At 47.0% G+C, this 16,727-nt stretch carries 17 protein-coding genes; 14 read left to right on the top strand and 3 right to left on the bottom strand.

The features are described 5' to 3' along the window. The first annotated feature begins 32 nt into the window (after positions 1-32). The 5 genes from H509_RS0110480 to H509_RS0110500 all read left to right on the top strand — a co-directional run bounded on the left by H509_RS0110480 (position 33) and on the right by H509_RS0110500 (position 3,551). Positions 33-845 (top strand): hypothetical protein, encoded by an 813-nt coding sequence (locus H509_RS0110480; RefSeq protein ID WP_028545039.1) that lies wholly within the window; start codon positions 33-35, stop codon positions 843-845. A gap of 112 nt (positions 846-957) precedes the next feature. Beyond that, complete coding sequence (locus tag H509_RS0110485; protein ID WP_028545040.1) at positions 958-2,073, top strand: aminopeptidase; 1,116 nt, start codon at positions 958-960, stop codon at positions 2,071-2,073. Positions 2,074-2,206: 133 nt separating this feature from the next. Beyond that, positions 2,207-2,452, top strand: coding sequence for an HPr family phosphocarrier protein (locus H509_RS0110490; protein WP_028545041.1), 246 nt, complete (start codon positions 2,207-2,209; stop codon positions 2,450-2,452). A gap of 139 nt (positions 2,453-2,591) precedes the next feature. Then, positions 2,592-2,888: a DUF1507 family protein gene (locus H509_RS0110495; RefSeq protein WP_028545042.1), complete on the top strand. Its 297-nt coding sequence runs from the start codon at positions 2,592-2,594 to the stop codon at positions 2,886-2,888. Between the two features lie 276 nt (positions 2,889-3,164). Next, complete coding sequence (locus H509_RS0110500; RefSeq protein ID WP_028545043.1) at positions 3,165-3,551, top strand: Asp23/Gls24 family envelope stress response protein; 387 nt, start codon at positions 3,165-3,167, stop codon at positions 3,549-3,551. Positions 3,552-3,572: 21 nt separating this feature from the next. Here H509_RS0110500 and ftsW read toward each other — a convergent pair whose 3' ends face one another. Both ftsW and H509_RS0110510 read right to left on the bottom strand, forming a co-directional pair. Then, positions 3,573-4,799 (bottom strand): putative lipid II flippase FtsW, encoded by a 1,227-nt coding sequence (gene ftsW, locus H509_RS0110505; protein ID WP_036697197.1) that lies wholly within the window; start codon positions 4,797-4,799, stop codon positions 3,573-3,575. Positions 4,800-4,834: 35 nt separating this feature from the next. Beyond that, complete coding sequence (locus tag H509_RS0110510; RefSeq protein ID WP_028545045.1) at positions 4,835-5,182, bottom strand: YugN family protein; 348 nt, start codon at positions 5,180-5,182, stop codon at positions 4,835-4,837. Between the two features lie 224 nt (positions 5,183-5,406). On the opposite strand from H509_RS0110510, the gene H509_RS24915 reads away from it, so the two are divergent. From H509_RS24915 to H509_RS0110555, 9 genes are all read left to right on the top strand, one after another. Further along, positions 5,407-6,639 carry an amidohydrolase gene (locus tag H509_RS24915; protein WP_036696904.1) on the top strand — a complete coding sequence of 411 codons (1,233 nt, stop codon included), beginning with the start codon at positions 5,407-5,409 and terminating at the stop codon, positions 6,637-6,639. Positions 6,640-6,685: 46 nt separating this feature from the next. Beyond that, positions 6,686-7,111 carry a CBS domain-containing protein gene (locus H509_RS0110520; protein ID WP_028545046.1) on the top strand — a complete coding sequence of 142 codons (426 nt, stop codon included), beginning with the start codon at positions 6,686-6,688 and terminating at the stop codon, positions 7,109-7,111. 295 nt (positions 7,112-7,406) lie between these two features. Then, the gene (locus tag H509_RS0110525; RefSeq protein WP_028545047.1) at positions 7,407-9,098 is read left to right on the top strand and encodes a DNA repair helicase XPB; all 1,692 of its coding nucleotides are present in this window, start codon (positions 7,407-7,409) and stop codon (positions 9,096-9,098) included. After that, positions 9,064-11,160, top strand: coding sequence for a helicase-associated domain-containing protein (locus H509_RS0110530; protein ID WP_028545048.1), 2,097 nt, complete (start codon positions 9,064-9,066; stop codon positions 11,158-11,160). The genes H509_RS0110525 and H509_RS0110530 overlap by 35 nt, the downstream gene beginning before the upstream one ends. A 31-nt stretch (positions 11,161-11,191) precedes the next feature. After that, positions 11,192-11,632, top strand: coding sequence for a YlbF/YmcA family competence regulator (locus H509_RS0110535; RefSeq protein ID WP_028545049.1), 441 nt, complete (start codon positions 11,192-11,194; stop codon positions 11,630-11,632). Positions 11,633-11,705: 73 nt separating this feature from the next. Next, positions 11,706-11,969, top strand: coding sequence for a YlbG family protein (locus H509_RS0110540; protein WP_028545050.1), 264 nt, complete (start codon positions 11,706-11,708; stop codon positions 11,967-11,969). A 240-nt stretch (positions 11,970-12,209) separates the two neighbouring features. After that, a complete protein-coding gene (locus H509_RS0110545; RefSeq protein WP_028545051.1) occupies positions 12,210-12,647 on the top strand; it encodes a hypothetical protein in 438 nt (145 codons plus the stop codon). A gap of 142 nt (positions 12,648-12,789) precedes the next feature. Further along, entirely contained in the window at positions 12,790-13,701 is a 912-nt protein-coding gene (locus H509_RS0110550) for a selenium metabolism-associated LysR family transcriptional regulator (protein WP_028545052.1), read from the top strand. Next, positions 13,702-14,610, top strand: coding sequence for a PHP domain-containing protein (locus H509_RS0110555; protein ID WP_084159153.1), 909 nt, complete (start codon positions 13,702-13,704; stop codon positions 14,608-14,610). Positions 14,611-14,693: 83 nt separating this feature from the next. Here the strand turns inward: H509_RS0110555 and H509_RS0110560 are convergent, their stop codons facing one another. Next, positions 14,694-16,496 (bottom strand): Rqc2 family fibronectin-binding protein, encoded by a 1,803-nt coding sequence (locus H509_RS0110560; protein WP_028545054.1) that lies wholly within the window; start codon positions 16,494-16,496, stop codon positions 14,694-14,696. Between the last annotated feature and the right edge of the window lie 231 nt (positions 16,497-16,727).

The following is a 16,727-nucleotide window of genomic DNA, read 5'->3' on the forward strand; positions in this document are numbered from 1 at the left end:
AAAGGGGTAGTACAGGACAGGATGTGGAAGTGATGAGCAGACGATTGCCTCGTAAGGCCTGGTGGTTGTCCATCTGTATAATGCTGCTGAGCGTTCAAGGTTGTGCCGTACCAATGACTCAAGACCCAGAGGAAGTGCTTACCCGATCTATTAGTGGATTGTCGGGTAAGGATCAATTTCTGTTTCGAGGAATTGCTGAAATCCGTACTGGTCAACGGCAAGTGTTGACGAAGCAGCTGCGCTTTAATGGTGAAGTGCGCCAACATAAAGGTGTTTCTATGCGTATGAGCAGGGTTCTAAATGAAGTGCCTACGACACCACAACGATGGAACCCGCTGCGAATGCTAGAAGAAATTCGTCTCGCCCGCAAGCAAGTCAGTCGATGGGAAGAGGGAAAGCCCTCTCTTCTTTCCACTTCTGTGGAATGGGACGATAATGCAGCTAAAGGAGAGCAAAAACCGACTTTTCCAACAGACAAAACATTACCTTACTTGGTGCAGCTAGAACAAGCGGACGCCAAACGGATGTTCAAGCAACGAATTATGGATGAGTATGATAGCCTCATTATTCCTCGTCAAAAAGTAAATCAGGTGAGCTCGAAGCTAACTCCAACTCAAATAAAGGCGCTTGAAGGAAAGTTGAACGGAGCTGCGCAGCATTACCGCAAGCAGCTATTAAGTATGCTTAACAGCTCTCAGGTGAGTGCAGCATATATTATATGGATTGACCGTCGGTCACAACTTCCCCTTCGGCTTGAAGGGGTGATGCAGGCGCATTATGAAGACGGTGGCAAATGGGCGGCAGAGACGATTCGGACGGTGGCCGAGTTCAGTGAGTATCGCTGACTTCCCTCATCAGACGTGATACAATATCGTTGTCATGGTAACAATAGCCATGGGGGACATCCATAAAATAAGATGTGCACTAGTTAGGATTGAGTTGGAGGAGGAGCATTTTATGAAAGATCCAAGAATACAACAATTAGCTCAAAATTTGGTCAATTATTCGATTGAAGTTCAGCCAGGTGAAAATATTCTTGTTGAAATGATCGGTTCTGAGCGTGATCTTGTGAAATGTATCGTTGACGAGATTGGCAAGAAAGGAGGTCATCCTTTTGTACAATTGACGGATCGTACTGTACTGCGATCGCTGCTAATGAACGGCTCGAAGGAACAAATGGAGACGTGGAAAGAATTTGACTTGCTCCGTATGGAGCGTATGCAAGGGTACATCGGTATCCGTGCTGGCGAGAACGTAAACGAACTGTCCGATGTTCCTAGTGACAAACAGAAGCTGTTTGATTCTATTTATTCTCATCCTGTACACATGGAAGAACGTGTGAAACGTACGAAATGGGTTGTACTTCGTTATCCAAATGCTTCAATGGCTCAGCTTGCGAATACGTCAACTGAGGCATTTGAAGATTTCTATTTTAATGTATGTAATTTAGACTATTCTAAGATGGATCGCGCAATGGATGCACTTAAAGCCCTTATGGAGAAAACAGACAAAGTTAGACTGGTCAGTCCTGGAACCGATTTGACATTTTCCATCCAAAATATTGCGGCAGTCAAATGCTCGGGTCAGCGCAACATTCCAGACGGGGAAGTATACACGGCGCCAGTTCGGAATTCTGTCAATGGTACTATTACATATAACACACCAACGCTGTATAGTGGCACTACGTTTGAAAATGTGTCTTTCCGCTTTGAAAACGGTAAAATTGTAGAAGCGACAAGCAACGATACGAAGCGCCTAAATGAAATTTTGGATGCAGATGAAGGTGCACGTTATATTGGCGAATTTGCAATTGGCGTAAACCCGTATATTTTACATCCAATGAAGGATATCCTGTTTGATGAGAAGATTGCGGGCAGCATTCACTTTACGCCTGGACAGGCATACGAGGAGGCGGACAATGGAAACCGTTCCTCTATTCACTGGGATCTGGTGCTGATTCAACGTCCTGAGTATGGCGGCGGCGAGATGTATTTTGATGACGTATTGGTACGTAAAGATGGCCTGTTTGTTCTGCCTGAGCTGGAGCAGTTAAATCCAGAAAATTTGAAGTAATTAGTGAGTAATGGAAATATTGCCTTTAGCACTATTTTCAACCGAAATATCCTTGCGTCTGTGATTTGGTTCAAGGTATGATGGTATTAGAAATTGAACATCAATTCCAGCATTTATATTTGGAGGGGTTATCATGGCGGATAATAACGCGGCAGTTGTAGAAATTTCGCAAAGAGCGAACACATTCCGTTCCTCAATCGTGTTGCAAGCAGAGAATAAATACATCGACGTCAAAAGCATATTAGGTTTGTTCACAACGTTGCTTGGCAATCATGCCTATGAGCTTCATGTTCACGGGCCAGATGCAGAGGAAGCAAAAGAAGCAATGGCAGCCGTATTTGAGAAATACGGGTTAAATGTAACCATTATAGGTGAATAATACTAATTAAGAGGGTTAAAGCCGGGTGACGATTCTCGTTCTCGGCTTTTTCTGTACGTGCATCTTGTGTTCATAGTCAGATTCGTCTAATATGATAATAGAAGATTCGTGACTACAGGTCATAGGGGGGAATATAGGCATGACTTCGTCGGATGTGTTGCAACAATTAAACGATAAAGCGCTCGCGTTGCTAGAAGAAGAGGCGCTTCAAATAGAGAAGCTGATACAAGTTCAGATGGAGAACTTGGCGACACGTTATTGCCCTCTCTATGAGGAAGTGCTGGACACTCAGATGTACGGTTTCTCACGTCAGGTTGATTTTGCCGTTAAGGCTGGACTTGTGGAAGAAGGTCTTGGCAAACAGATTGTAAGCAAGCTGGAACGGAATCTTGCTTCATTGTATGAAGCATTGGAGAAGTCGGTCCGCAATGCTTAATGCATAAATAGAGCTTGGATGACATTTGTCGTCCAAGCTTTTTTCGTGCATGGAACTCGAGATTACATACTTGATGGCAGCTACATGCCTCATACTGCCTTGACCTCGTATTGATGAAGCAAATAACCGCAGCCTTATCTCTTTACTCCAAACATGTATCTTTCATAATTGCAGGGGTTTGATTTCATGAACATGGATAGTTACAATAGTATCAAAGATAATCATGCTTTTGCAGTGAAGTATTGCTGTGAATAATGCTTAGGAGGATTGACGACGATGACGGAAGAACAATTGTTAAACAAGGAAGGTAACATAAGGATTTCTAATGATGTCGTCGCCACCGTTGCGGGTCTGGCAGCACTAGAAACCCCTGGTATTGCTGCAATGTCTGGAGGTCTGTCCGAAGGCTGGGCGAAGCGCCTTAGCGGCAAAAATGTACAGACTGGAGTGACGGTTGAGGTTGGTCAAGTGGAAACTGCTATTGATCTGCGTGTCATCGTGATGTATGGAATGCCGATCCAAGAAGTATGCCGTCAATTGCAACTTAATGTTCGTGAGTCGGTTCAGAATATGACAGGACTGGACGTCGTTGAAGTGAATGTGAAAGTGGAAGGTGTAGCGTTTAAAGACGAAGAACTGGAAGATTTGCAACGTGTCAAATGATAAGCAGTAAAGAAAAAAAGACTACACAGGCCGCAATGGCCGGTAGTCTTTTTTCTGTGAAGTGCCTGATTTACGATTGGATGTCTTGGATTGTGCCGCACGTGTGTACTCTCGTGATATGCTAAGCAGTATTCCGATACTTCCCATCGTTATAAGTAGTGATGTCCCGCCGTAACTAATAAACGGAAGCGTAACCCCTGTTATGGGAATCGTACGCGTAACGCCCCCAATATTAATAAAGGCTTGTACGGCGATATTACCGATTATGCCGACGCCTACCAGTGTCCCGTATATGTCGGGACAACGCAGAGCAATAAGCAAGCCGCGCCATATTAAGTAGGCATATACAATTAGGAACAGAGTAGTGCCGATAAAACCTAACTCTTCAGCAATAACCGCAAATATAAAGTCGTTGTAAGGATAAGGCAAATAGAGAAGCTTTTGTATGCCTTGTCCAAAGCCTGCCCCTGTCCAGCCGCCATGCGAAATGGCTTTGAGTGACTCGACCAAGTTATAGCTTGATGCCTGAATGTCATGCAACGGATCAAGCCAAGACTGAATCCGGCCGAATTTATAGCCGGATGTAAGCTTATCGGGCGAGATGACATAACTCATCCCGAGCACTGCTCCAACACCAAGCAGGCCAACAAACGCACAATTAAATATATGCTTCATGTTGGCACCGCCAGCAATGACTATAATGCCTGCTGTCATCGCCAAGATCATGGCGGAGCCAAAGTCTGGTTGTAACATGATCAGTCCAACGACAACCCCTACGATGATCATAACAGGGAACAAGCCGCGCTTAAAATCTCGGAATACCTCACCCTTCTTGGTAATAAGCGCGGCCAAGTACAGAACAGTGGCGATCTTTGCTAATTCGGAGGGCTGTATTCCGATACTCCCGACGCCGAACCAACTTTTGGCACCATTCAAATCTTTGCCGATATAAGGAACTAAAGCAAGCATAATTAAGGTAACGATAAAAAAAGGTACAAACCATTTCTTATAAAAGGAATAAGGGATGTTCATTGCGACAAGCATCGCAACAAATCCAATGACGGCCCACATCAACTGGCGTTTTACGAAGTATAGAGCATCATGGTTGTATTTTTCTGAAACGGCAGCAAGACTGGAACTCGCACTGAATACCATGACAACACCGAATCCCACAAGAAGCAAAGTAAACACAAGCAATTGGAAGTCAGGTGTACCTTTACTTAACGGGGGCGGGGTATTTCGTTTCATGGGTTTATAGGTTGTTCGATTCAATGATGAACCCTCTAAGCAATCAGAGCTTGCTTGAATTGCTCAAGCTTCTGTGTTGCCGTATTTACGATCGCTTGCGGGACAGGTGATTCATAATCGAGTCCGTGGGGGAACGTCGCTTTTCCCATATATACGGCTTCGATAGCGAGCAGCGCATCGGGCTTTTCCAGTTTGCCTTCCGTAACCCGTGTGTTTACACGTACGAAATATTCCGCGCCACTCTCTGTGTCTTCCAATTTCAGATCGTATGTAGCTCGATAATATTCCCACTGCCAGCGAACAAATCCGAGCGATTCGGACACTTCATCGAGATGTGCCAGTTCAGAGACAAGCCCGTTCAGGCCTGAATTTTCAATAATCATGTGCCAGTTCCTCCTTATTCTATAAAACGCCAAGTTCAAATCTCTTTTCCATGATAGTATGTTTCCAGTTCTTCTGCAAGAGAGCGGCAGTGTTCTGCATGAGCAAACAGAAGTGAATGTTGTGTGGCCAAATTGTGACAAGCGTAGGACGGCAGAGGTATGTTACAATATGGTACAACAATAGGCATCGTATATCACGGCTTGGGGAGAGGACGTGAAGTTATATGTATAATGAATGGTCGGTAGAGGAAGCGGAATGGCGTTTTGATGAGATGGTGGAATGGCGCAGATACTTACATATGCATCCAGAGTTATCTTATGAAGAAACGAATACGTCCAATTATATTGCGGAGAAGTTAACGTCCTTTGGTATCTCGATTAAGCGTAACATAGGCGGACATGGAATAGTGGGCATCATTAAATCAAGTCAAGGTGAGGGCAATGTGATCGCACTTCGGGCCGATATGGATGCACTTCCAATACAAGACGGCAAGCGGTGCGAATACCGGTCCACAATACCAGGTGTGATGCACGCCTGCGGCCACGACGGTCATACGGCCACGCTGCTTGCCGTAGCGCGGCTGTTGCAGGAGCATCGCGACAAGTGGCGGGGAGAAGTAAGGCTGCTCTTCCAGCCAGCTGAAGAGGTGAGCCCTGGTGGTGCGCAAGCTATGATCAAGGACGGGGCGCTTCAAGGCGTGCAATCCATATATGGCGTTCACTTGTGGACACCACTACCTGCGGGAGAGATCGCCACGCGTTCAGGTCCGATGATGGCCGCTGTTGATGATTTTTTTGTGACGATACATGGAAAGGGAGGCCATGCGGGTATGCCGCATGCATGCGTTGATGCTGTAGTCATAGGCGCAGCTTTGGTCCAGCAGTTGCAAACGATCGTTAGTCGCAACGTATCTCCGCTGGAATCGGCAGTCGTTTCTGTAGGGTCGCTTCAGGCAGGCACTACACAAAATGTCATAGCAGATTGTGCTATTTTGAAGGGAACTGTGCGTTCCTTTGATCCTTTAATTCGATCGTTGTTAAGGAATCGTGTGGAATCGATCATTGAACATACGTGTGCTATGTATGATGCACAATATGAACTGGAGTATAGAATCGGTTATCCAGCACTCGTGAATGATAAGGCGGAAGCAGAACGGGTTTTCCGTGTCGCGGCATCATGCTTTGGTGAGGCGGCAGTACATACAGCAGACATGATGATGCCGGCGGAAGATTTTGCTTACTATAATAAAGTTGTACCAGGCTGTTTTATTTTTGTTGGCGCAGGCAATGAGCAGAATTGCCGCTACCCGCATCATCACCCGATGTTTGACTTTGAGGAACGTGCAATGCTGCAAGCAGGGCAATTGCTGCTGGCGATGGCTGTTGATGCGCTAAAAGAGTCGCGGGCAAGCGACTCGGAACGGAATGAACGGAATGCCGTACAATTTGAAGTATGAAATAACGTTAGGGTGGGAAGTATATGCCTGAACAGGAGGGATATCCATGTCTAACGTTAAAGAAGTAATGACTGATTCATGCTCGACCTTGACGCTGCTGGATAATGTATACGAGGCTGCTGTCTTGATGAAACAGCAGGACATCGGTTTTGTGCCGATTGTAGATCAAGGGCGTGTTGTCGGAGTGGTAACAGATCGTGATATCGTTATACGTGGTGTGGCAGAGAAGCATCCGAACTCTGCGCATATACGTGATGTCATGACAGAGCATATTATTTCGGTGCGCTCCAATATGTCAGTGGACGAAGCGGCAGAGGTGATGGCAGAGCATCAGGTACGCCGACTCCCAGTTATTGATGACGGTCAACTGGTAGGCGTAGTATCTTTGGGTGACTTGGCTGTACGTCGTCCTCTAGCTGATGAAGCCGGTCAAGCGCTCAGTGAAATTTCTGAATCACCGTATACGCATTAAACAGATTTTATTTTGGAGTTCATCTTTCTATCTCCCACCAGTTTGTGCGTCTAAAGCGCTGCTGGCGGGAGAGTGGGGATGAACTTTTTTGCAGTGTACATACAGGGATGAAAAGGTGCTGGTTAACATCGATGTGGGAATGAATACTGCGGTGATGGACACCGGACACACGTAAGTCAAAAGAAAGTAAAATGAATAACGCAGCAAAAACAAGAAGCAAAAAGGCAATCTTGATGGCAGCAATGCAACATTATACGTTTGTAATGAGGCGGTGACACGTTTGTCCATTTTTGAAATGGTCGTTCAACAAGACTTGACTATACTAGTGCACGATAGTAGTCCGCGTTATAAGGACATGCGACCACAGTTGCAGCGCTTTGCGACGCTGATTAAACATCCGGCAGGTATACATACTTTTAAGATGACGCCGCTTACGTTGTGGAACGCCGCTGCTGCGGGTATGTGCGCAGAAGATATTACGAATACGTTGGAACAGTATGCCAGTTGGCCGATTCCAACACGTGCGAAGCAAGACATTGCGTTATGGATGGGCCGATATGGACTATTTATTCTTGCTGGAGAAGACGACGCAGAGGCGCTCCGACTGGTGTGCAGGGATCAAAACCTGTTAGCCCGCTTCATACATAACAGCGAAATTGGTACGTTATTTAGCGGGACGTTAGGAGCCGATGCTGTCAGTGTACCCGCCAAATTCAGAGGACGACTCAAAAAGGAGTTTGCTCGAATTGGCTATCCGGTCATAGACCAGGTCGGCTATCAGGACGGGGAGTCGCTTGTATTTGCACTGGCAACAGCAGAGGCAGACGACGCTGCATTTCAGCTGCGGGACTATCAGCAGGAGGCGGTGACAGCGTTCACAGGAGGCACTCATAAGTTGGGTGGCGACGGTGTCATCGTGCTTCCTTGTGGGGCTGGCAAGACGATTGTAGGCATTGGGACGATGGCGCAGTTGCAAAGCGAGACGCTAATTCTGACTTCAAATACAACCTCGGTCAAACAATGGAAACGTGAAATTTTAGAGAAGACTACCCTCACGGACAATAAGATTGGAGAGTACACCGGTCAATCCAAAGAGGTCAGGCCGATCACAATTGCTACTTATCAAATGATGACTTATCGCCATGCGGAAAATGAGGAATTTATCCATATGCGGCTGTTCCATGAGCGGAATTGGGGGCTGATTATTTATGATGAGGTCCATCTGCTGCCTGCGCCTGTATTTCGGACGACAGCCGATTTGCAAGCGACGAGACGTCTCGGTCTGACGGCTACGTTGGTCAGAGAAGATGGATGCGAACAGGACGTATTTTCATTAATCGGGCCGAAACGATATGAGCTGCCATGGCGACAACTGGAAGAGACGGGGTTTATTGCAAAAGTTAGTTGTGCAGAGCTGCTGGTTCCGATGTCTGCTCCATTAAATGAACGATATATACGCGCGGAATCAAGAGAAAAAGCGCGTCTTGCAGGGGAAAACATAGATAAGTTGCGCGTAATCAAAGAACTGCTTGCACGTCATGAGAAACAGCCCACACTCATTATCGGGCAATATTTGGACCAACTCCGACTTATTGCTGCTGGCATACAAGCGCCGCTCTTAACTGGAAGTACCCCTCAGGAAGAACGTCAGCGCCTGTATGAGCAGTTCAGAAACAAAGAAATTGATGTATTAGTTGTATCTAAGGTGGCCAACTTTGCTGTTGATCTCCCTGACGCTACGGTTGCAATTCAAGTGTCAGGAAGCTACGGTTCCAGACAAGAGGAAGCACAAAGATTAGGTCGGTTGCTTAGACCGAAGTCAGACGGAAGGCAAGCTTATTTCTACACCCTTGTATCGGAGCATTCCAAGGAGCAGGAATATGCGATGAAGCGTCAGCTCTTTCTGATCGAGCAAGGGTATCAATATGACATTGTGAAGGAGGAGCAACTCCATGAATACGGCACAGCTGCTTGCGCGGACAGTTGAAATTGGCGGGCATCCTGCACAATCGTACTGGCGGAGATATGCGGCTTCAGTCGAAGAAATTAGGCAGACCTTACTTCAGATGCCGCCTGATCTGTTCCGCCAATTCGAAGTTATTGTCAAACGCGCAGGTGCGCTGCCTTTTAACGAGGGCAAGATTGCACAGTGGCATAGCGCTGAGGCAGCAGGCGCCTATGTGCTTGCAGCACTGCCGTATTTGCAGCAGTTCGGTCTAATAGCCGCATTGCGGAAATCATGGGGAGAACGGATTTATTTTGTGCCGCGTGATGTTTATTTCGTAATGATTGGCTTGTATTGGAGCAAGACAGGTGACTCTCGTTATGAGGGGCGTAATGAATTGGAATTAACCGTGCCTGCGCCGTTACAACTGGAAACTCTTCCTGGCTGCGACCGAGTTGAAGTGGGGGAAGGAGCGGCAGGAGATGTATTTCGCCTGCTTGTGTATGCCGTCAAGGAAGGGCTGCCTCTAACTGCTAAAGGCATGCTGCATAAGAAGACGATGCAGCGGCTGTCCAACATCATACAGATGTCAGATGAAGCTATTGCGACAAGTGGATGTGAGTATCCCAACTCTTCGATTTTAGCGGCATCAGTAGCGGTAACCTTAGATATTGCCCTTCGGTTTGGCATGCTGCGAAAAGAAGCACAGCAGTACAGTGTTCGTGCGGATGTGCTTCAATATTGGCTGCAACAGCCGCTCCATAAGTGGCGCGCGGCCATTTTTGAGATTGCGTTTGAGCATTTTGTGCCTGCACAAAGCAGCTTAAAACATGCAATTGCAGCACTTGCCATGATGGGAGGCAGCTCAGACTGGCGATTAGTGGACGCCAGCTTGCTTGTTGTCGCCTACGACAAGTGGTTGCATGCAGAGGAATTGCCACAATATCGCAGTTGGCTGCTGATGGCACATTCGCTAGGGTTTTGTGATCTTGGTGCAGATGCGGAAGGTAACTGGTGGTACAGGTGGAAGGAAAATGATTTCAGTCGCACATATGCTGTGTCAACAGTACAACATCAGAACGAATCGCAATCGTTTTCCGGCTTGTTTATTCAGCCTGACTTTGAGATTATTGCGCCACCTGACTGCCCTTTGTCTGTGCGCTGGGAATTGGAGATGATAGCCGAGCATGTAAGTTCTGATGCCATGCATACGTTTCGTCTCACAAAAGATTCATACACTGCGGCTGTAGAGCGAGGCTATACATTAGATTGTGTTGTTTCTTTTATGGAACGGCAAGCATGTACAGGGGTTCCTCACAATATTAGGGATGCTTGTGAGCGTTGGAATGCTCAATATGGGCGCGTGCAGTTTGCTGAAGTTGTACTGCTGCGCTGCGCCGACGAGGAGACTGCTGCGGCCATACGATTGGCTTGGGAGACAACTGGAGAACAAGCAGTGCTTACTCCAATTGGCTCGAAAGATTTTGTAATTGATCGCCAAGAGGTGGACCGGATTCGCCGCAGATTGGAGCAGGTTGGCATGGCTCCAATGCAACGTTGGGGGCAGGATGAGGTTTATGATTCAAAACTAGCAACGATGGACAGGCATGTGGGGGCACGTGAACAGGAAGTACATATGGAAATGATCAGTCTAAGCACTAGTGAAGAGGGGCTGATGGAGGGAACTGCGACAGCTCTTGGAGGGTATGATGCAAAAGGGATGGTTTACAGTCCAAGTTCATTGCAGTATTATGAAATGGATACGGATATTTTGCACCATGATGCTGTATTATCGCCGTTCTATGGCCTGCCAGTCATGTGGACGAATGCTGTCCGCTCGTACCATGCATCTACGATGAAAGAATTAGTTCAGACCGCGATTGAACAGATGCTGCCGCTCGAAGTGGAGTCTGGTAACGCAGGTAGCGAAAGGGAAGTCATCGTTCCATTTCGGGTACAAGAGCTGCCAGAGTCAGCCTGGCTGCTGGAAGCTTCAATCTCACGGGATGGAACTACGAATCAGACGCAGGTGCAGCCGGATCAGTGGAAAGGTGTTCGAATCCTATTGCCAGCGTGGCTTGAACGAGTACGCGGGAATGAATAGACCGCAAATAGAGAGTTGAGCGTGATAACGAATGCCACAAGAACATGAACCTGTTGACATGGCCGCTCTGCTTATCCAAGCGTACGAATTAGGAGACATGATTAAGGATTCAGCCGAGATGGCTTCTTATTTATATTGGAAAGAGCGCATGGCAACACAACAAGATGTGCAGCAACTAGTTCTTGAATTTGCTCGCAAGAAAGAGACATTTTCCGAGACGGAACGCTTCGGCCACTATCATCCGGACTATCATGAGGCGAAGGCTGCTGTGAAGGCGGTTGAACGCCAACTGCACGAATATGAGGAAGTGCGTCAATATAAACAAGCGGAGGAGCAATTGGACGAGATGTTATACGAACTGTCCAAGACGATAGCTGCCGCGGTATCAGACACGATCAAGGTACCTAGCAACTCACTTAAGTCTACCGGTGGCTGTGGTAGTGGATGCAGCGGAAGTTGCGGAAGTTGTTAATGAATGCGATGCAGTCTAGCGATATTCGCTCTCTTGCGAAGCGTAATGTAATCGGAAAGCGAGGGAAAGCAGCATGTTTCCAGATCGTACAGGTTTTATCATTTGGGTAAGCGACGTAAAGGCCGCTCGTAATTTAGAGAAATACGGCTCGCTGCACTATGTGTCACGTAAGATGCAGTATGCCGTCCTTTATGTTAACGCTGAACGTGCGGAAGAGACGATGAAAAATATTAAACGTCTAAATTACGTCAAGAAGATTGAACGCTCCTATCGGAATGAAATTAAAACCGAGTATAGCGGTGAGTTTGAAGAAAAGACGAGATTTTACGGGATGTAAATGTACAACGTTACATTACAGTGCGTGAGTTACAGTGAAAACACAGGGCAACGGCAGGTGAAACCACGATGGTGGTTCCACTACCGTTGTCTTTTTTGTCATTACCTCGACATCTTGTTAAAGATTTCCTAAAAACAGCTAGTTATGGCCCGTATGAACTTGAGAATCAGTTACGCATCATGTAATATTATGGGTAAATATACATAGAGAAAAAGACCTATCTGGTGGAGAGTGGTACCGGTGAGAGACAAGGTAATGGAGCGTTGGAGCACATATGAGCCATTTTATGTCTGGCTTGGTGACAAGAAGATCGCGGATATCGTTATTACGAACCATGCTAAGACACGCTGGAACGATCGGATTGCGAAATCGGATACCGATGTGGAGAGTATTGCAACATTAATGTGGGAGTATTTGAAGAACCAGAGTATGACTTCGTATTATCGTCATGAGGAAGATGTTTATTTAATTGATGAAGATATCGTTATGGTGGCTGAGTTAGTAGAGTCGGATCGTGATTTTGACATTACGGGCTGCCCGATGATGAAGATGGTTGTAGTCACTTTTTTAGGACGTATGTCAGAAACGATGGAGCTGCGTGATTTGAAGACTTATTACTCGTGGCTGCGTCACTCCAGACGGATGACCTTAGTAAAGAATTCACGAAAGCGCAAGTAGTAAACCGCCCCCAGTTATACGTATGAAGTGATGCCGCATCCCGATTGTTGGGGTGCGGCTTTTTGTATAGCGGGATAGGTGACCTGTATAAGAGGGGCTATGTTATAATAACTCTATATATAAATGAGGGGATGCGGGAGTAATGGGGGTTAGTTTTCATCAGCTGCATATTTTTTACACGGTAGCGTCACGGGGCAGTTTTTCGGCTGCGGCTCAAGTGTTACATATGACTCAACCCGCTGTTACAATGCAAATTCAATCTTTGGAGGATTACTTCGGTTCGAAGCTGTTTCACCGCTCAACAAAGAAACTACAGTTGTCTGATGCCGGACGAACGCTGCTGCCTTATGCGCGACGCAGTTTAGATCTGGTACAGGAGACGGAGCAGGCGATGGTTTCGTTTACGAAAGAACTGCATGGCAAGTTACAACTCGGAGCAAGTCTGACCATTGGTGAATATGTACTTCCTCATTTGTTAGGGAAATTTGGGGTCGAACATCCCCAGACATCCCTTAGTATGAGAGTTATGAACACAACACAAATTATGGAAGGTATACGTGCACACCGTCTTGATTTGGGCTTGGTGGAAGCGCCAGTCATAGATGGCGACATGGTTGTTGAAGCGGTCATGGAGGATGAAATGATGCTGATCGTCCCCGCAGGCCATCATTTGGCAGGAAAGGAACAAGTTTCGTTGCAGGACGCATTAGCTTGTTCCTATGTACTGCGTGAGGAGGGCTCAGGCACGAGAAAAGTAATGGAAGATGCGTTGCAGCAGCAAGGAGTGGATCTCAGAAGTCTTCAGGTCGTAATGGAGTTGGGTAGTACTGGCGCAGTGAAATCCGCCGTAGAGGCAGGTCTTGGTGTGACGATGCTGTCTCCATCTGCGGTCCGACACGAACGTCAGCTAGGATTAGTGAAAGCGTTACGGGTAAACGGGTTATCACTTAGGCGGCAGTTCTACGTTGTTCACCGTAAGGAAGGTGTGTTGGCTTGGCCAGCCGCAGCATTCTTAAATTTTTTGCGGCAGCACCGAGAGAAGGAGAGGGAATAGATGACGACAGAAATATTTTCGGAAATAGCGGAAATAGGCATTCCGATCCCACATGGTGGCGCTGATTTGCATTCTCATACGACGGCGTCCGACGGAATGGAAGCGCCGCGTGATCAAGTTCGTTTGGCTCATCGTGCGGGATTAGAAGCGTTGGCGGTAACGGATCATGATACGGTCGCAGGTATTGCGGAGGCTGTCGCAGAGGGACATAAACTAGATATTCACGTCATTCCAGGTGTTGAGATTAGCACTGTGGAGTCAGGTGTCGATATTCATATTCTGGGCTACTACGTTAATGAGTGTGATCCTGTGTTATTGGAACGTTTGAGCAGGCTGCGCAAGACACGTGATTATCGTAATGTGATGATAACAGACAAGTTGACGGAGCAGGGCATCCCGATCACGATGGAGGAAGTGGTGGCTGAGCTTGGTCGGCCGCTTGCTGATGGGGAAAGTGTCGGCCGGCCTCATATTGCAGATGCGCTGGTCCGCAGAGGTGTCGTCCAAGATATGCGAGAAGCATTTGATAAATATTTAGGTGCAAATGGTACCGCCTATGTAAACCCGCCACGGATTAGGCCGTATGAAGCGGCGGAATGGATTCGTGATGCAGGCGGAGCTGTTGTGCTTGCCCACCCGGTGTTATACGGCAGTGATGAGCTTGTAGAACGAATCGTTACTGAGATGAAGCCTGATGGCATTGAGGTGTGGCATTCAGATCATGACGAGCAGGATGTTGAGCGTTATGCTGCGCTGGCGCAGCGATTTAACTGCATCATGACAGCTGGTTCTGATTTTCATGGTGCTCGCCAAGGAAAAGTGTTTCATGGTCAATTAGGGAGTCGACGCGTGAGTATGGATACAGTAAACGAGCTGCGTCATATTGCAGAACGCCGTCGCTTGACCTAAAGTTACCGCAAGGGAATGGATGTTGGTGGATAAGAAGGCCGGTAATCTGCTGTGAGGGCAGGATACCGGCCTTTGGTGTGTAATTAAGCGTTGCCGCTTTGCTTCATTTGGAAGGGCATGTTCGCGATTCTTTGTGCATCAGGTGTAATGTAGAGCGTTTTTTGACGTTCGTAGATGACAAATCCAGGTTTAGCCCCGTTTGGCTTGCGCACATGGCGCACAAGCGTGTAGTCAACAGGAACTTGGCTTGAATGTTTCGCCTGGCTAAAGTAAGCTGCAAGCTGCGCAGCTTCTTCCAAGGTAGAATCCCCGAACTGCTCGCTGCGGATAACGACATGCGAACCAGGAATATCCTTGGTGTGCAGCCAAGTATCGTTGGCGTTGGCCAGCTTGTTTGTCACATATTCGTTCTGCTTATTGTTTTTGCCTACGTAAAGCGGGATGCCCTCCGAAGAAGTGTAACAATATATAGTTGGTCGCGCATCTTTTTTCTTGCGTTTTGACTTGCGATCTCGATCACGCACGAGACCCTGTTCGATCAGTTCTTCTCTAATCTCTTGTGCATCCTGTACGTTCGCTTCAGACAACTGTTGGAGCAAAATATCGTAATAGTCGTTTTCTTTTTGTGCTGCGGCGATCTGTTCTTCTACGACCTGCATACTATTTTTCGCTTTATTGTATTTCTTGAAATAACGTTGCGCATTATCAGATGGATGCAGCAGCGGGTCAAGAGGAATATGGATCGTCTTTCCGTCCTCGTCATAATAATTGACCAGTTCAACTGTGCGGTCGCCTCGTTTGAGCTGATGAAGAGAAGCAAACAGCAGCTCTCCCATAATTCTATATTTATCCGCGTCTTGCGCTTCATCAAGTGTTTCTTGCAGCTTCTTTAACTTTTTCTCATTTTTGATTCGTTCTTGCTGTAGGAAGCGGGTTAAGTCACCTACACGCTGCTTGACCATATCTCGGATAGCCTTCTCGCCATAAAAGGCTTCCATACATGTGCTCATCACTTCATACTGGGTGGATTTCCCTTGTATATGCGTAATTGGAAGCGCTGAAAAGTATACTTTCTCTGCTTCATCTTCCAATATAGTAGGCACGTATTGGTGAGATCGCACGGATTCCATTAACGTGTGGAAGGCATCCCAAGCACGAGCCAAGCGTGACTTTGACGCTGTCATATCGTGCTCCGCGCGGTACTGCCACTCGTTTGCGATGCGTGGACTAATGCCAGACATGTGCTGTACAAGCCATTTGGCAGGCTGATGAGGTCCGTCTGCTGCATCTGTCGAAGGGTCAGTCTCGCCGTCTGCCTCTTGTTCCGTTTGTTGCCACAAGTGCTCAAATGTTTTGAAATCAACCTCTAACGGATTTGCTTTTTGCTGTTCAGGCGGCTCCACATAACTAAACCCAGGCATCACAATCCGGTAACTGCTAATAGAAGGTGTGACATGATGGATGCCGTCAATAATTTGATTGGTCGCAGGATCAACTAGAATGATGTTGCTGTGGCGTCCAGTAAGTTCAATAATCAGTTTCTTGACAGACTCATCCCCTAGCTCATCCCGTTGTCTGATATACAGATGAATAATTCGCTCCATGCCGACTTGCTCCACTCGTTCAACGAATCCCCCTTCACAGTGTTTGCGCACCAACATACAGAACATCGGTGGTTCTGAGGGGTTGGAGAACGACTGCTCTGTAAAATGAACACGCGGATAGGTAGGATTGGCGGATATAAGCAGCTTGTGGTTAGCTCCTCCAAATCGCATATGGAAAATAACGTCGTGTGGTGATGGTTGGTGAATTTTATGGATGCGGGCGCTCACCGTCTGCTCAAGCTCGTGTGCAAGCGCACGGGTAACAATGCCGTCTAATGACATATGGTAGGTTCTCCTATTCCTGTTGCATTCTTATCTTCCTATGATGCCATACTTTCAAGCAAAACTTAAGAGTCCGTTTTTAGATTGGGATATTTTTAGTCTCGTCCGAATAACTTTAATCTAAAGGCTGTCCGTATGAGCACTTGAATAGTTCCTCACGGTAACTACGCTGTTTAGGAATAGGAGATTCAAACCAAATCATCGGTGCAGCACAATGGGGTAGAAAGGGGA

This window comes from Paenibacillus taiwanensis DSM 18679 (assembly GCF_000425125.1).
Lineage (GTDB): Bacteria > Bacillota > Bacilli > Paenibacillales > Paenibacillaceae > Paenibacillus_B > Paenibacillus_B taiwanensis.

Excerpts from the sequence above, each read along its gene's own strand:
- H509_RS0110560 (WP_028545054.1), bottom strand. The coding sequence starts at position 16,496 with ATGTCATTAGACGGCATTGTTACCCGTGCGCTTGCACACGAGCTTGAG.
- H509_RS0110550 (WP_028545052.1), top strand. The coding sequence starts at position 12,790 with ATGGGGGTTAGTTTTCATCAGCTGCATATTTTTTACACGGTAGCGTCA.
- H509_RS0110490 (WP_028545041.1), top strand. The coding sequence starts at position 2,207 with ATGGCGGATAATAACGCGGCAGTTGTAGAAATTTCGCAAAGAGCGAAC.
- H509_RS0110510 (WP_028545045.1), bottom strand. The coding sequence starts at position 5,182 with ATGATTATTGAAAATTCAGGCCTGAACGGGCTTGTCTCTGAACTGGCA.
- H509_RS0110480 (WP_028545039.1), top strand. The coding sequence starts at position 33 with ATGAGCAGACGATTGCCTCGTAAGGCCTGGTGGTTGTCCATCTGTATA.
- H509_RS0110520 (WP_028545046.1), top strand. The coding sequence starts at position 6,686 with ATGTCTAACGTTAAAGAAGTAATGACTGATTCATGCTCGACCTTGACG.
- H509_RS0110485 (WP_028545040.1), top strand. The coding sequence starts at position 958 with ATGAAAGATCCAAGAATACAACAATTAGCTCAAAATTTGGTCAATTAT.
- H509_RS24915 (WP_036696904.1), top strand. The coding sequence starts at position 5,407 with ATGTATAATGAATGGTCGGTAGAGGAAGCGGAATGGCGTTTTGATGAG.
- H509_RS0110555 (WP_084159153.1), top strand. The coding sequence starts at position 13,702 with ATGACGACAGAAATATTTTCGGAAATAGCGGAAATAGGCATTCCGATC.
- H509_RS0110530 (WP_028545048.1), top strand. The coding sequence starts at position 9,064 with ATGAATACGGCACAGCTGCTTGCGCGGACAGTTGAAATTGGCGGGCAT.
- H509_RS0110525 (WP_028545047.1), top strand. The coding sequence starts at position 7,407 with ATGGTCGTTCAACAAGACTTGACTATACTAGTGCACGATAGTAGTCCG.
- H509_RS0110500 (WP_028545043.1), top strand. The coding sequence starts at position 3,165 with ATGACGGAAGAACAATTGTTAAACAAGGAAGGTAACATAAGGATTTCT.
- H509_RS0110540 (WP_028545050.1), top strand. The coding sequence starts at position 11,706 with ATGTTTCCAGATCGTACAGGTTTTATCATTTGGGTAAGCGACGTAAAG.
- H509_RS0110535 (WP_028545049.1), top strand. The coding sequence starts at position 11,192 with ATGCCACAAGAACATGAACCTGTTGACATGGCCGCTCTGCTTATCCAA.
- ftsW (WP_036697197.1), bottom strand. The coding sequence starts at position 4,799 with ATGAAACGAAATACCCCGCCCCCGTTAAGTAAAGGTACACCTGACTTC.
- H509_RS0110495 (WP_028545042.1), top strand. The coding sequence starts at position 2,592 with ATGACTTCGTCGGATGTGTTGCAACAATTAAACGATAAAGCGCTCGCG.